14 protein-coding genes are annotated in these 13,476 nt (G+C 67.4%); 8 read left to right on the top strand and 6 right to left on the bottom strand.

All coding sequences use genetic code 11. From position 1 onward, the window contains the following. Positions 1-27: 27 nt before the first annotated feature. The 3 genes from ACO05L_RS05195 to ACO05L_RS05185 all read right to left on the bottom strand — a co-directional run bounded on the left by ACO05L_RS05195 (position 28) and on the right by ACO05L_RS05185 (position 3,230). On the bottom strand, positions 28-1,461 hold the full coding sequence (locus ACO05L_RS05195) for a glycoside hydrolase family 47 protein (protein WP_421731107.1): 1,434 nt from the start codon (positions 1,459-1,461) through the stop codon (positions 28-30). A 73-nt stretch (positions 1,462-1,534) separates the two neighbouring features. Then, positions 1,535-2,758 carry a winged helix-turn-helix domain-containing protein gene (locus ACO05L_RS05190; protein ID WP_421731106.1) on the bottom strand — a complete coding sequence of 408 codons (1,224 nt, stop codon included), beginning with the start codon at positions 2,756-2,758 and terminating at the stop codon, positions 1,535-1,537. A gap of 13 nt (positions 2,759-2,771) precedes the next feature. Beyond that, the gene (locus ACO05L_RS05185) at positions 2,772-3,230 is read right to left on the bottom strand and encodes a MucR family transcriptional regulator (protein ID WP_421731105.1); all 459 of its coding nucleotides are present in this window, start codon (positions 3,228-3,230) and stop codon (positions 2,772-2,774) included. Positions 3,231-3,430: 200 nt separating this feature from the next. On the opposite strand from ACO05L_RS05185, the gene ACO05L_RS05180 reads away from it, so the two are divergent. From ACO05L_RS05180 to ACO05L_RS05165, 4 genes are all read left to right on the top strand, one after another. Next, positions 3,431-4,549 (top strand): MlaE family lipid ABC transporter permease subunit, encoded by a 1,119-nt coding sequence (locus ACO05L_RS05180; RefSeq protein WP_421731104.1) that lies wholly within the window; start codon positions 3,431-3,433, stop codon positions 4,547-4,549. Between the two features lie 68 nt (positions 4,550-4,617). Next, positions 4,618-5,370, top strand: a complete 753-nt coding sequence (locus ACO05L_RS05175) for an ABC transporter ATP-binding protein (RefSeq protein WP_421731635.1) — start codon at positions 4,618-4,620, stop codon at positions 5,368-5,370. Positions 5,371-5,386: 16 nt separating this feature from the next. Continuing rightward, entirely contained in the window at positions 5,387-6,325 is a 939-nt protein-coding gene (locus ACO05L_RS05170; protein WP_421731103.1) for an MlaD family protein, read from the top strand. After that, positions 6,322-6,960 (top strand): ABC-type transport auxiliary lipoprotein family protein, encoded by a 639-nt coding sequence (locus ACO05L_RS05165; protein WP_421731102.1) that lies wholly within the window; start codon positions 6,322-6,324, stop codon positions 6,958-6,960. The genes ACO05L_RS05170 and ACO05L_RS05165 overlap by 4 nt, the downstream gene beginning before the upstream one ends. Before the next feature lie 14 nt (positions 6,961-6,974). Here the strand turns inward: ACO05L_RS05165 and ACO05L_RS05160 are convergent, their stop codons facing one another. The 3 genes from ACO05L_RS05160 to ACO05L_RS05150 all read right to left on the bottom strand — a co-directional run bounded on the left by ACO05L_RS05160 (position 6,975) and on the right by ACO05L_RS05150 (position 9,284). Next, complete coding sequence (locus ACO05L_RS05160) at positions 6,975-7,838, bottom strand: toxic anion resistance protein (protein WP_421731101.1); 864 nt, start codon at positions 7,836-7,838, stop codon at positions 6,975-6,977. Between the two features lie 91 nt (positions 7,839-7,929). Then, positions 7,930-8,580, bottom strand: a complete 651-nt coding sequence (locus ACO05L_RS05155) for a 3-oxoacid CoA-transferase subunit B (protein WP_421731100.1) — start codon at positions 8,578-8,580, stop codon at positions 7,930-7,932. Then, complete coding sequence (locus ACO05L_RS05150) at positions 8,580-9,284, bottom strand: CoA transferase subunit A (RefSeq protein ID WP_421731099.1); 705 nt, start codon at positions 9,282-9,284, stop codon at positions 8,580-8,582. Before ACO05L_RS05150 ends, ACO05L_RS05155 begins: the two co-directional genes overlap by 1 nt. A gap of 221 nt (positions 9,285-9,505) precedes the next feature. Between ACO05L_RS05150 and ACO05L_RS05145 the strand changes: the two genes are divergently transcribed. From ACO05L_RS05145 to ACO05L_RS05130, 4 genes are read left to right on the top strand one after another with little or no spacing between them, the layout of a single operon-like run. After that, a complete protein-coding gene (locus ACO05L_RS05145) occupies positions 9,506-10,414 on the top strand; it encodes a DUF459 domain-containing protein (protein ID WP_421731098.1) in 909 nt (302 codons plus the stop codon). After that, entirely contained in the window at positions 10,411-11,277 is an 867-nt protein-coding gene (locus ACO05L_RS05140) for a GDSL-type esterase/lipase family protein (protein WP_421731097.1), read from the top strand. The genes ACO05L_RS05145 and ACO05L_RS05140 overlap by 4 nt, the downstream gene beginning before the upstream one ends. After that, positions 11,278-12,756: an MBOAT family O-acyltransferase gene (locus ACO05L_RS05135; protein ID WP_421731096.1), complete on the top strand. Its 1,479-nt coding sequence runs from the start codon at positions 11,278-11,280 to the stop codon at positions 12,754-12,756. Between the two features lie 13 nt (positions 12,757-12,769). Continuing rightward, positions 12,770-13,306 (top strand): hypothetical protein, encoded by a 537-nt coding sequence (locus tag ACO05L_RS05130; RefSeq protein ID WP_421731095.1) that lies wholly within the window; start codon positions 12,770-12,772, stop codon positions 13,304-13,306. Positions 13,307-13,476 lie beyond the last annotated feature (170 nt).

The following is a 13,476-nucleotide window of genomic DNA, read 5'->3' as shown; positions in this document are numbered from 1 at the left end:
TCGCCTTCGCGAATGGAGAGGTGAGCGCTACTTCACAAACCCCCTGAGCACATTCGCCTCGGTGCTCAGTTGCAGCCGATCCAGGTCCACGCGTGGGCAGTCGGCGAACATCAGGTAGTAGTATTTCATCTGCTCGGACCACCAGTAGCCGGGGCAGTTGTCGCCCTGCGTCATCGGGCGGGTCGTGATGTCCTTCAGCGCCGTGTAGCCGAACTCGGCCTTCGAGGTGACCTTCATGTTGCGATAGTGGATGGCGGTCAGGGCGCGGTAGCGTTCGTCCCTCTGTCCAGACGGGGCGCCCAGCCACAGGTTCAGACAGGCGTCGGCGAACTCGGGACGCAGGCCGGTGCGGGTCGTGCGCGCCACCCCCGTCGTCACCTCGGTCGATTCCGGGATGATGACGTATTTCTCCTGCATCGCCGTATAGGTGGCCAGGAAGTCGTCGCCCTCGGTCTTCAGACCCACCTGGCCCAGCAGCCCGGCCAGATAGGCGCCCAGCACGGTCTGGGACGTGTTGGTCACGGCGCCGGTCTCGTAGTCCACCATGGGGAACCACAGCTTGCCGTCGTAGCGGTGGCCCTGATGGGCGACCATGGCGGCCATGCATTCCTGCGCCGCCGTCTTCATCTCGGTGTCGCCGAACATCTCCCAGCTGTCCCAGAGATATTCGTAGAAGCTGTCCGCATAGACGTCGATCGAGGCGTTGCGGCTGGTGAACAGGCCCGTCTCGGCATGGATGTTGGCGGCCATCAGGCCGAGCGGCGAGCGCATATCCAGCGCGTGTTTCATCGCCCGCTTGGCCGCGGCGTAATAGCGGTCGTCGCCAGTCAGTTGCCCCAGCAGGCCGAACTCTGTCGCATAGGTGCCGATCTCGGCAAGGTTGGTCTCGGGATCGCGAACGGCCCCGGTCCGCAGGTTCACATAGCGATACGGCAGGCCGTGCGGCGAAGCCTCGAACGCCTTCAGCAGCCGGTCGGCCAGGTCCCTGGCCTTGTCCAGCAGCACCGGATCGCCACTGGCCAGATGGGCCGACAACAGGCCGCCGACCAGTCGGATATTGGTCTCGAACACCTGGGCGTAGCCGTCGATGTCGAAGTTCAGGTTGGCCTTGACCCAGTCGACCCCGGCCTGGAACTCATCGTCCAGTTCCATGATCCACAGGGTGTCCAGCGCCTCGACCAGCGACAGGCCCAGGTCATGGCCCTCGATGAAGAAGGACTGGGACGTGCCGGACACCGGATTGATCTCGTCCCTGCCCCAGGCCTTTTCGACATAGTGGTCCCAGGCCCATTTGAACTCGGCCTTCACGTCCGCGCCCAGGGCGGCCCAGTCCTCGGTCGGAACCCCGGCCGAACCGGAAGACGTGGCCCAGGCGGGAAGCCCGCTCAGGCCGCTGCCGGCGAGCAGACCGCCGCCCATGAGACCCAGGGCGGAACGGCGGTGGAGGGATCGTGCGCGCATAAGTCTGCCTCGAAATCTCTGATATCCATGCCTAGCAGGCCATCCGCCTGCCGAGAACATGCGGCGCGAGTAGCTAGGTGTTGGCTGCGGCGAGCCCGCTCTTCAACGCATCGGCCAGATCGCCCTTGCCGACCACCGCGACCGCGTTCAGGCCCAGCCAGCCGGCCATCAGTTGCAACTCGTCGGCCAATGCGCCCGCCGTTTCGGCGTCGGCGTCCGGTTCGCGCCAGGCCGCCTGGACCAGCAGCACTCCCGCCTTGCGGTCCGCCTTCAGGTCCACGCGCGCGGTTATCCGCTCGCCCTGCAGGAAGGGCAGGACGTAATAGCCGTGCTGGCGCTTGTGGGCCGGGGTGTAGATTTCCAGCCGGACCCGCACCCCGAACAGCCGCTCGGTCCGCTCGCGAAACCAGATCAGGTTGTCGAATGGCGACAGCAGGGCGCGGGCCTGGATGCGGCGCGGGCGGCGCGCGTCGGGATCGAGGAAGGCCGGCTTGTCCCAGCCCTCGACGGTCACGGGGATCAGGTCGCCGGCCTCGACCAGTTCGCCGATCCGGGCGCGTGCGTCGGCCAGGGGCAGGCGGAAATAGTCGCGCAGGTCGGCGGCGGTGGCCACGCCCATGGCCCGGGCGGAGATGCGGATCAGTTCGCGCTGGGCCTCGGCGGGGCTGGGCGTGGGCGCATCGACGACGGCGCGCGGCAGGGCGCGGTGGGTCAGGTCATAGACCCGCTCGAACCCGCGCCGGGTCTTTGTGGTGATATGGCCGGTCCAGAACAGCCACTCCAGCGCCCGCTTGCCGTCCGACCAGGACCACCAGCCAGGCGCCCCGCGCGGCCCCGTGGCGAAGTCGCCGCCGACCACCGGCCCGCGCCGCTCGATCTCGCTCAGGATGCCCTCGATATAGTCGCCTCGCTCGCGGGCGAAGCGGGCGATGCCGCCCCAGATGCCCTGCCCCGCCTCGGCCTGGGCCATGCGCCAGCGAAACAGGGGCTGGCTTTCCAGCGGCAGCAGCGATGCCTCATGACCCCAATATTCGAAGAAGGTGGGCTTTGGCCCCCAGGCCTCACGCTCCAGCAGGTCGCGAGGATAGGCGCCCAGACGCGAGAAGGCCGGCAGATAATGGGTGCGGCTGACGACATTGACGCTGTCGATCTGGATCACGCCCAGACGCCGCGCCACAGCCCGGAACTGGCGGGTCGCGGGATCGACCGGGCGCGCGTCCGCAAAGCCCTGGGCCGCCAGGGCGATGCGGCGGGCCTGGGCCGCGCTGAGACCAATGGAAGATGCGACGCCGCTCATGCGCCGCAGCCGTTCAGCCCTTGCGGCCCTTGGCGGCGGGCTTGGCGGCCTTCTTGGGCTGGCGACCACCCTGGCCCAGACCCATGGACTTGGCCATCTCGGAGCGGGCGCGGGCATAGTCGGGGTGGACCATGGGGAAGTCGGCGGGCAGGCCGAAATGGGCGCGATAGGATTCCGGCGAATAGCCGTGGGTGGCGATGTGGCGCTTCATCGACTTGAATGGCTTCTGGGTGATCAGGCTGAGGATGCCCGAGGGCGTGATCAGCTTGCGGGCCTGGGCGGCGGTCAGGGGCGCGGCCTTGGCGGCTTCGACCGGGGCTGCGGGCGTGCCGGTCGCCGCTAGGCTGGCATAGACGGTCTGGATCAGCGACGGCACCGTGGCCGCATCGACCTTGTTGGCGCCGACATAGTTGGCGACGATACCGACCGTCATGGCCAGAAGGTCGCTCTCGTTGATCTGTCCGTCGGCCATGGTCTGCTCCGTCCTTTGAGAAGCGGGGACTATAGGGCCGATGCGGCGACTGTGAAGAGGCCTGTGGATATGCGATGATCGGGCGGGTTCTCGTCGACCGCATGACAGACAACTGCATGGGCTGACTGAACATTTATGCACGTCGATTGAACGAAGCGGCGCCATGGGCGTTTGGAGCAAGCTCGGCTAAAGGGGATCGGATGAGCGTTGCCGGGTTTCAGATCGACGAGTCGCGTGGCGGAGGCGCGATTCTGCGCCTGACCGGCGATTGGACGACCGTCGGCCTGGGTCAGGACGCTCAGGCTCTGACCAGCCAGTTGTCTGGCCGCAAGATCACCGACGTCGACGTCAGCGACCTGGGCCGGTTCGACACGGCGGGGGCTCTTCTGATCCTGCAGGCGACCGACGCCGACCTGCCCGAGACGGCGTGGAAGGCCCGCCCGGAGGCTGGTCGCATCTATGCGATGGTCGAGAAACTGGAACGCGAAAGCGCCGATCCGCCCAAACGCCCCGACGCCTTCACCCGCACCTTCGCCAAGATCGGCCAGGGGGTTTACGACATCGCGGGCGAAATCATCCTGTCGATGGCGTTTCTCGGTCGCCTGATCACCGCCAGCGGCTCGGCCCTGAGACACCCCGGCGACATCCGCTGGCCGGCCTGGTTCAGCCAGGCGGAACGGGCCGGGCTGGACGCCATGCCCATTATCGCCGTGACCAACTTCTTCATCGGCGCCGTCATCGCCTTCCTGGGGGCCAACCTGCTGACCCAGTTCGGCGCAGGCGTCTTCACCGTGCAACTGGTCGCCGTGGCGACTCTGCGCGAGCTGGCCGTGCTGATCACCGCCATTCTTCTGGCCGGTCGTTCCGCCTCATCCTTCGCCGCCGAGATCGGCTCGATGCGGATGAACCAGGAGGTCGACGCCATGCAGGTGATGGGCGTCAACCCGTTCCAGGCCCTGGTCATTCCCCGGCTGGCCGCAATGCTGGCCATGATGCCGCTGCTGACCTTCGTCGGCATTCTGTCGGGTCTGTTCGGCGGTATGCTGGTGACCTGGAGCCAGCTGTCCTACGGCCCGGCCTTCTTCATCCAGCGGATGTCCGACGACCCGATGATGAGTACCCATCTGATGGTCGGCATGGTCAAGGCGCCGGTCTTCGCCATCGTCATCGCCGCGATCGGCTGCCGCCAGGGCATGGCCGTGGCCGGCGACGTCGAAAGCCTGGGCCGACGTGTCACCGCCGCCGTGGTTCAGGCCATCTTCGCCATCATCCTGCTGGACGCCGTGTTCGCACTGATCTTCCTGGAGCTGAACCTGTGAGCCGCAAGCCGGAGACAGTCGCCCGGGACCAGGGGACCTCGGATCAGAAGCCCGAAAAGCGCGAGGTTCTGATCGAGGTGCGCGACCTGCGCAGCCAGTTCGGCGAACAGGTGATCCACGACGGCCTCGATCTTGACGTCGAGCGGGGCGAGGTCCTGGGCGTTGTGGGCGGTTCGGGCACCGGCAAGACGGTGCTGCTGAACACCATCATCGGCTTGAAGCAGCCCGACGGCGGCACGGTCCGCATCTTCGGTCACGACACAGCCGACATGACCGCCGCACAATCGGCCGACATCGAGCGCCGCACCGGCACCCTGTTCCAGCAGGGGGCCCTCTTCTCGTCCCTGACCGTGCTGGAGAACGTCGCCGCCCCCATGGTCGAACACACTCGCCTGCCCAAGGACACGATCCGCGAGCTGGCCGAGATGAAGATCGCCATGGTCGGGCTGAAGCCGGCGTCCCATCACCAGAAGCCATCCGAACTGTCTGGCGGGATGCGCAAGCGGGTCGGCCTGGCCCGCGCCCTGGCGCTGGACCCCGAGCTTCTGTTTCTGGATGAGCCGACGGCGGGCCTGGACCCCATCGGCGCCGCGGCTTTCGATGACCTGATCCGGACCCTGTCGGACGACCTGGGGCTGACGGTCTTCATGATTACGCACGACCTCGATAGCCTCTACGCCATCTGCGACAAGGTGGCGGTGCTGGCCGACAAGGGCATCGTCGCCAAGGCGCCGGTGCAGGAACTGGAGCGTTCCGATCATCCGTGGATCAAGGAATATTTCCTCGGCCCGCGCGGACGCGCCACCAAGAACGCCGCCTGAGGAGGGCGGAGACGAGATGGAAAGAGACGCACACTACGCCGCCGTCGGCATCGCCACAGTCGCCCTTCTGGCGGCGCTGGCGGTGTTCGCCATCTGGCTGGCCCGGCTGCAGTTCAACAACGACTTCGATGTCTATGACATCGTCTTCTACGGCCCCGTACGCGGCCTTTCGGAAGGCGGCGAGGTCCATTTCAACGGCATTCGCGTCGGTGAGGTCACCGATCTGAACCTGGACCCCAAAAAGGGTGATCAGGTCATCGCCCGGGTTCGTCTGAACGGCACCACACCCGTCCGCATCACGTCGCGCGCCCAGTTGGAGCCGCAGGGCATCACCGGCCTGAACTACATCCAGATCACGGCGGGTACTCAGGGAAGCGCTCTGCTGAAGACCCAGTACGCCGAGAACGTCGTCCCCGTGATCCAAAGCCAGCCCTCGCCCATCGCCGAACTTCTCAGCGGCTCGGGCACCGTCCTGGCCCAGACGGTCGACGCCCTGAACCGCATCAACCGCGTCCTGTCCGACGACAACATCCGCTCCTTCTCGACCAGCGTGAAGAACGTCGAATCCCTCAGCACCGAACTTGAAGCCCGCAAGGGGATGTTCGATCAGCTGGAACAGGCTCTGACCAACGCCAATGCTGCGGTCGAAGAGTATCGCCTGCTCGGTGTCGACGCCCGCGCCCTGATCAACGGCGACGCCCGCCAGTCGATTGAGAACATCAACAAGGCCACGGTGGACGCACAGACGGCCATCGCCTCGATCAACAGGTCCGTCGCCGGGCTTGAGCGACCGCTCGGCGACTTCGCCACCACCGGCTTGCCGCAACTGACCCAGACCATCGAGGAGCTGAACGAGGCGACCAACTCGCTGCAGAGCCTCATCGACGACGTCCGGTCCAGCCCGCGCGACTTCATCGGTCGTCCCGCATCCAAGGAAATCGAGGTCCAGCCATGATCGCTCCTTTCCGCAAGGCCGCCGCCGCCACCGTCATCGGCGCCGCCGTCGTCCTGGCCGGCTGTTCGCTGTTGTCCACGCCCGATCCGGTGCAGCTCTATCGCTTCGGCAGTCTGCCCGAGGCGGCGACGAACGCCTCGACCATGGCCGAGCCTGTCGCCGTGGCCCTGCGCCGCGTCGAGTTCCCGGAGGCGTCCAAGGGCGACCGCATCCTGGGGGTGACCGGCGCCGAGGCCGCCTATATCGCCGGCGCGCGCTGGGTCTCGCCGGCCGAGATCCTGTTCAACGATGCGGTCGAGAGCGCCTTCGCCTCGCGGCCCGATCAGGTGCGGTTGCTGGGGCGTCGCGAGCCGGGGGTTTCGACGAGGGTGCTGAGCCTGGACGTCACCACGTTCGAGGCCCGCTACGCCGCGCCGGGCGTCGCGCCCGATGCGGTCATCACGGTGCGTGCCCGCATGACCATCCTGCCCGAGCGTTCGGTGGTCAACGAACGGACCTTCACCGTCGTCCAGCCCTCTGGTCAGAACCGGGTTTCAGCCATCGTCACCGCCTTCGACATCGCCACACGCGATCTGAACAGCCAGATCGTCGACTGGACCGCCACGGCGACCGGACCGGCAGCGCCGGCGCGCTGATCGCCGTCCCGTCGTCAGGCTTTCGGCGCAGCCCGGCGCACGCTTTCGGCGACCTTCTCCATCCGGGTCATGGCCTGAGCGCGACGGGTCGCGGCCGCCGACAGGTCGCGTCTGACGCCCTCCAGCACGGCGATCAAGGCGTCGCGGTCGCGCATCAGGCCGATCTGATCGGGCACAATCTTTCTGGGGCGTTTGCGATCCAGACCCAGGCCCTCGCGCCAGGCCGCGCGCCAGGTGGACGCCGCCTCGGCCAATGACTTCAGCCGGTCTGGCAGCTCACAGTCTGCATTCTGGGTCATCCGCACGAGCGGCAGTTGCCGGATGGCGGTGTTGCGTAGCACCACCAGAGAAGCCAGGCGCCCGGTCAGAGGATGGTCGGCATCCTGGGACGCATCATGGCCCAGGCGCTCGACACCCGCCACGACATAGGCGTCCAGCTCGGTGATGGCGGTGCGCGTCTCGGCCCACAGAACCTCCAGGGCTCGGGAGCGCCGCGTCACGCCCGCGCCCTGATCACCGATGGCGCCGGCGGTCTCGGCCATGGTGGCGGAGGCAGAAGTGAATGCGGCGCGAAAGGCCTTCAACCGCTTCTTGCGGCTGTCGAACCAGCCGGCCATTCCACGTCGCGTCCTAAGCGCGGAGGGGTTCAGGCCGTGCAGCCGTTCCTCGATATGGCCCAGCAGCGGCGCGCACGCGCCCAGGTCCCCGGCTCGCGTCTCCGCTAGCAGCCGTTCGGTCAAGGTCACGACCTCGCCCCGCGCCCTCTCGCCGAAGGTCGTCGCCAGGGCGGGGTCGGACAGGTCGATGGCGTCGCGGATATCGGCCACGCGCGCAGGCGACGGCGCCGGCGCGCCGCCGATCCGCAGGTAGCTTGCCATTGCGCCCTCGGCCCCAGCCATCCGATCAATCTCGCCCGCCTGACGCGATTGCGCCAGAGGGTTCAACCGATCGGCGACCTGAGCCGGACGCCTATGCCAGGCCGGCCGCGACCGTATAGGTCGCCTGGGTCTTGGCGGCGACCTCGTCCAGGGTCACGCCATCGGCCAGTTCGATCAGCTCCAGGCCTGCGCCGTCCGGCTTGACGTCGAACACGGCCAGGTCGGTGATGATGCGGCTGACCACGCCCGTGCCCGTCAGCGGCAGGGTGCAGGATTTCAGCACCTTGGACTCACCATGCTTGTTGGCGTGATCCATGACCACGACCACGCGCTTGACGCCCGCGACCAGGTCCATGGCGCCGCCCATGCCCTTGACCAGCTTGCCGGGGATCATCCAGTTGGCGATGTCGCCGTTCTCGGCGACCTCCATGGCGCCCAGGATCGACAGGTTGATATGGCCGCCACGGATCATGGCGAAGCTGTCGGCCGATGAGAAATAGGCGCTCTCGGCGATCTCGGTGATGGTCTGCTTGCCGGCGTTGATCAGGTCGGCGTCCTCGTCGCCTGCACAGGGAAACGGGCCCATGCCCAGCATGCCGTTCTCGGACTGAAGGGTGACCTCCATCCCCTCGGGGATGTAGTTGGCGACCAGGGTCGGGATGCCGATCCCCAGGTTCACATAGAAGCCGTCCTGCAGCTCCTTGGCGGCGCGTTCGGCCAGTTGTTCGCGGGTGCGGGGCATCAGACGGCCTCCCTCTGACGGACAGTGCGTTGTTCGATGCGCTTCTCGAACGTGCCCTTGAACAGGCGGTCGACATAGACGCCGGGCGTATGGATGTTGTCGGGATCGAGCGAGCCGGCGGGGACGATTTCCTCGACCTCGACGATGGTCATCTTGCCGGCTGTGGCCATCATCGGGTTGAAGTTGCGGGCGGTCTTGCGGAACACCAGATTGCCGCGCTCATCGGCCTTCCACGCCTTGACGATGGCCAGATCGGCGACGAGGCCGGTCTCCATGACATAGTCGCGGCCGTCGAAGTTGCGCACTTCCTTGCCCTCGGCGACCAGGGTGCCGACGCCGGTGGCGGTGAAGAAGGCGGGGATGCCGGCGCCGCCCGCGCGGATGCGCTCGGCCAGCGTTCCTTGCGGGTTGAACTCAAGCTGCAGCTCGCCGGCCAGATACTGGCGCTCGAACTCCTTGTTCTCGCCGACGTAGGACGAGATCATCTTGGCGATCTGGCGCGTCTCCAGCAGTTGGCCCAGGCCAAAGCCGTCCACGCCCGCATTGTTGGAGATGACGGTCAGCCCCTTGACGCCCGAGGCCTTCAGCCCGGCGATCAGGTTCTCGGGAATGCCGCACAGGCCAAAGCCCCCGGACATCACGGTCATGCCGTCGAAGGTCACGCCTTCGAGGGCGGCTGCGGCGTTGTCGAAGATCTTGCGCATCGGCTCCCTTTTCACTCTGTGATGAATATCCACGATCCCTTACGGTGCGATCCGCCGTGGAGCAAGGCTCGCAGCCAGCCGAGACACCCTATTCGCCACAGCCGGGTGCAGGCCACAGTTAACCTTTTTCTTCCCGCACGAGGCGCAGGCGGTGGCGAGGGCGAAACGATCGGCTACAAAGACAATTCGTTGGCGCCGGATGTCCGGCGTGGGGGCGTTTCGTGCGAGCAGGGATCAACTCACTGACAGCGGCGCTGCTGGTCGGCGTGGCGATCGGCCTGGTGCTGACGCCGGACGGCCGCGCCTGGCTGAAACGCCCGACCCTGATGCTGGGATCGACGGCCAACGCCTCTGCCTCCGCCCCGTCGCCCGCGCCCCTGCCGCCCGCAGTCGAGGCGCCCCGCCCGACCGGCCCCGTCATCACCCCCCTGGCCACCCGGATGCAGCGCGGCCAGCTGCGCATCGGCGTGTTCGGCGATTCCATGGCCGACGGCCTGTGGACCGGCCTCTATCGCGAGATGCACCAGACGCCTGGCGTCACCGTGACCAAGTTCAGCGAGGTCTCCACCGGCCTGTCGCGCTACGACTATGTCGACATCCAGTCCAAGACCGAGCGCCAGGTCGCCGAGCATCCGGTGGACGTCGCCGTCATCCTGTTCGGCACCAACGACGCCCAAGGCATCAGCATCGACGGTGAGGTCCACGCCTTCGGCTCGGACGGCTGGAAGATCGCCTATGCAAAACGTGTCGACGACCTGGTCGCCATGCTGCGCAGCCGCGACATCGCCGTCTACTGGGTCGGCCTGCCCAAGATGAAACGGGCCTCGTTCGACGCCCGGATGGCCCTGATCAACGCGGTGGTCTCGGCGCGGATGAAGGCGCTGGACGTGCCCTATATCGACACCGTCGCCCTGACCTCCGACGCCGACGGCGACTACGCCGCCTATCTGACGGCCCAGACCACGGGCCGCCGCCAACTGATGCGGGCCAACGACGGGATCCACATGTCGATGGCGGGCTACATGCGGCTGACCCAGCCGGTGTTCCAGACTCTGACTCACGACGCCGGCATCGCCACTCCAGGCAAGACCGCCGATGCGGCGACGGGCGCAGGCGGCGCCGGGACGTGAGCCGGGTCTGGCCGCCCGCAGGACGCCTGCTCGCGGCGGCGCTGCCGATCATCGTCCTGGCGTTTGCGGCCACGGCGTGGGCGCAGGAACGGCCCTGGACGCCCCTGCCCTCGCCGACCAGCTATTCCTGCCCGGACGGCCTGTGTCAGGCCCAGACACTGGCGCCCCTGTTCCGGGCGCTGGACGGGCGTTGGGGCGGGACGGTGCGGGTCGTCCAGTTCGGCGACAGCCACACCGCCGGGCGGCTGATCACCGGCGCGCTGGAAATGCGACTGCGCGCCCGCTTTCCCGAACGCGACGTCCGCATCGAACCCATCGGCGTGGTCGGAGCGACGCTGAGCGACCTGCGCCAGCGCGTCCCCCCGCCCGAGGCGGCGCCCGTCGATCTGATCATCCTGGCCTATGGCGCCAACGAGGGGTTCGACGACGATTTCGAGCCCGGCGCCTATGGCCGCCTGCTGCGCTCCGAGATCGCACGGATGCGCAGACTGGCGCCGGGCGCCGCCATCCTGATCCTGGGCGCGCCCGAGGCCCTGCGCGGCGACGGTGTCGGCGCCTGTCCCGACGATCCCGAGCGCCGCTGGCGTGCGCCGGTCAACCTGGGGGTGGTGCGCGATGTGCAACGCCGCGTCGCGAGCGAGACAAACGTCGCGTTCTGGGACTGGTGGGGACGGATGGGCGGCGAGTGTTCGGCATACCGGCTGGCGATCCCGGGCGATCTGGGGCCTGACCCCTTCATGCGCCCCGACCATGTCCATTTCACCCCGGCCGGCGCCGACTGGATCGGCGGCATGCTCTACGACGACCTGATGACCGCAGGCCGGGCCTGGTATGCTGCGGGATCGCCGGGGGGCGACCGCTAGATGCTGTTCCCGACCCTGGCCTTCGGCGTCTTCTTCCTGTTCGTCTATTTCACCGCCTGGTCGCTGGATCGCGAGAACGGGCGGCGCAAGCTCTTCCTGCTGCTGGCCAGCTGGTTCTTCTACGCCCAGTGGGACTGGCGCTTCGTCGGCCTGCTGATCGGCTCGGCGGTGCTGAACTGGGGCGTCGCCGCCCTGATCGCCCGGTCGCAGGCGCACGATCCCGAGGACGCGGATCGCAAGGCCAGGGGTCGCCGCAAATGGCTGGTCGGCCTGGGCGTCACGGCCAATCTGCTGATCCTTGGCCTGTTCAAATACTATGGCTTCTTCGTCGAACAGGCCCTGGACCTGGTCAGCCGGTTCGGGTGGGAGCGGGATCTGCCCCTGCTGCAGATCGTCCTGCCGGTGGGCATCAGTTTCTTCACCTTCCAGGGCATCAGCTATCTGGTCGACGTCCATCGCAGGAAGACGCCGCCGGCCAAGAGCCTGCTCGACGTCATGCTGTTGATGAGCTTCTTCCCGCATCTGGTCGCGGGCCCCATCGTGCGGGCCTCGGACCTGCTGCCCCAGTTCGACCGCGTGCCCCGCCTGACCCGCGCCATGGCCACCCATGGCATGCTGCTGATCGCCTGGGGCCTGTTCAAGAAGACGGTGATCGCGTCCGAGCTGTCGGTGCGGCTGGTCGATCCGGTCTTCTTCGACCCGTCCGCCTATGGGACGCTGGACCTGATCGCCGCCGTCTATGGCTATGCGGTCCAGATCTATTGCGACTTCTCGGCCTATTCCGACATGGCCATCGGCATCGCCGCCCTGCTGGGCTATTCCTTCCCGCGCAACTTCGACCAGCCCTATCGCGCCAGTTCGATGCAGAGCTTCTGGCGGCGCTGGCATATCAGCCTGTCCAGTTGGCTGAGGGACTATCTCTATGTGCCGCTGGGGGGCGGGCGCAAAGGTCTGGTCTCGTCCTGCATCAACGTCATGATCACCATGCTGCTGGGCGGGCTGTGGCACGGCGCGGCCTGGACCTTCATCGCCTGGGGCGCTCTGCACGGCAGCGCCCAGGTGGCCGAGCGACTGGGTCGTGCATTCCTTGGGCGCTACCGCCCTTCGGGCGACTTGAGCGCCGACGACGTGGCCGTCGAGCGCGGAGTGATACCGACCTGGCTCGGCGTCCTGATTACCTTCCACGTCGTCTGCCTGGGCTGGATCCTGTTCCGCGCCGAGACCTTCGGCATGGCCATGGCGGTGCTTCAGGGCCTGGGCCGGTTCCAGGCGGCCAGCCTGGTCACGCCGTTCCTGACCGTGCTGATCGTCGGCGGCCTGGCGATGCACTGGCTGCCGCCGCGGGCGGTCGAGGGTATGGCTGAACGGCTCAAGACCGCGCCGTCAGTGACCCTGGGCGTCCTGATCGGTATCTGTATTCTTCTGGTCGAGGCGGTGCGGCCGGACGGTGTCGCCCCCTTCATCTATTTCCAGTTCTGAGGGAGGAGCCGGCATGAGCGACCATCCTGACGATCCCCACGAGGCCGCCGTCGCCCCGTTCCCGGCGGCTATCGGCCCTTCGCCCTTTCCTCCGCTGGACGGCGACCAGGCGGCGCAGCTGACCGATCCCGCTGATCCGTCCAGCGATTGGAACCAGGCCGCCGACGCCCACGACCTGTCCTTCGCCCACGAGAGCCAGAGACAGAACCGCCTCGTGGCCCTCAGCCGTTTCGCCTTCCCGCCCGAACCCTGGCCGGACGACGAGGCCGTGGCCGCCCGCGACCGCCGCTGGACCAGCCGCGCCATCATGGTGACGACCGTCTTCCTGCTGATTTTCAACGCAGTCTCGATCCAGAACTGGTCTCGCCAGCAGGCGCCCGGCTGGGTCACCTCCACCGTGCAGCAACTCTCCGATGTCTGGAGCGCCCAGATCGCCCAACTGGGCGCCGACCAGCCGCGTCAGGGCGTCCGCGAGGCCTATCAGGCGGCCCAGGCGCAGCAGTTGCCAGGCCAGGCTCCGGGAGCAGGTCCGTCCGAAGCCGCCCGCTAGGCGTTTCCGGACGCCGGCAAAACCGCACACAGCCCCGCAGCGCCCAGGGCGTCATCGCGACCCGTCGCGCTTAAACTCCTTCTAAGGCCCCCTCCACGCCGGCAAGATCATCCCCTGCCGCTTCTGCTTCGAGTTCGAACCGTCCGAGACCAAGCATTGGCTCACGACCG

Origin of the sequence: Brevundimonas sp., from assembly GCF_965227765.1 — a bacterium.
Lineage (GTDB): Bacteria > Pseudomonadota > Alphaproteobacteria > Caulobacterales > Caulobacteraceae > Brevundimonas.
Note: the sequence above shows the minus strand (reverse complement) of the source record. Positions and strands in the feature narration are given on the sequence as shown.

What these genes read in the sequence shown, in the direction of transcription:
- ACO05L_RS05195 (WP_421731107.1), bottom strand. Translation starts at nt 1,461, where the DNA reads ATGCGCGCACGATCCCTCCACCGCCGTTCCGCCCTGGGTCTCATGGGC.
- ACO05L_RS05190 (WP_421731106.1), bottom strand. Translation starts at nt 2,758, where the DNA reads ATGAGCGGCGTCGCATCTTCCATTGGTCTCAGCGCGGCCCAGGCCCGC.
- ACO05L_RS05150 (WP_421731099.1), bottom strand. Translation starts at nt 9,284, where the DNA reads ATGCGCAAGATCTTCGACAACGCCGCAGCCGCCCTCGAAGGCGTGACC.
- ACO05L_RS05165 (WP_421731102.1), top strand. Translation starts at nt 6,322, where the DNA reads ATGATCGCTCCTTTCCGCAAGGCCGCCGCCGCCACCGTCATCGGCGCC.
- ACO05L_RS05130 (WP_421731095.1), top strand. Translation starts at nt 12,770, where the DNA reads ATGAGCGACCATCCTGACGATCCCCACGAGGCCGCCGTCGCCCCGTTC.
- ACO05L_RS05185 (WP_421731105.1), bottom strand. Translation starts at nt 3,230, where the DNA reads ATGGCCGACGGACAGATCAACGAGAGCGACCTTCTGGCCATGACGGTC.
- ACO05L_RS05180 (WP_421731104.1), top strand. Translation starts at nt 3,431, where the DNA reads ATGAGCGTTGCCGGGTTTCAGATCGACGAGTCGCGTGGCGGAGGCGCG.
- ACO05L_RS05155 (WP_421731100.1), bottom strand. Translation starts at nt 8,580, where the DNA reads ATGCCCCGCACCCGCGAACAACTGGCCGAACGCGCCGCCAAGGAGCTG.
- ACO05L_RS05160 (WP_421731101.1), bottom strand. Translation starts at nt 7,838, where the DNA reads ATGGCAAGCTACCTGCGGATCGGCGGCGCGCCGGCGCCGTCGCCTGCG.
- ACO05L_RS05135 (WP_421731096.1), top strand. Translation starts at nt 11,278, where the DNA reads ATGCTGTTCCCGACCCTGGCCTTCGGCGTCTTCTTCCTGTTCGTCTAT.
- ACO05L_RS05170 (WP_421731103.1), top strand. Translation starts at nt 5,387, where the DNA reads ATGGAAAGAGACGCACACTACGCCGCCGTCGGCATCGCCACAGTCGCC.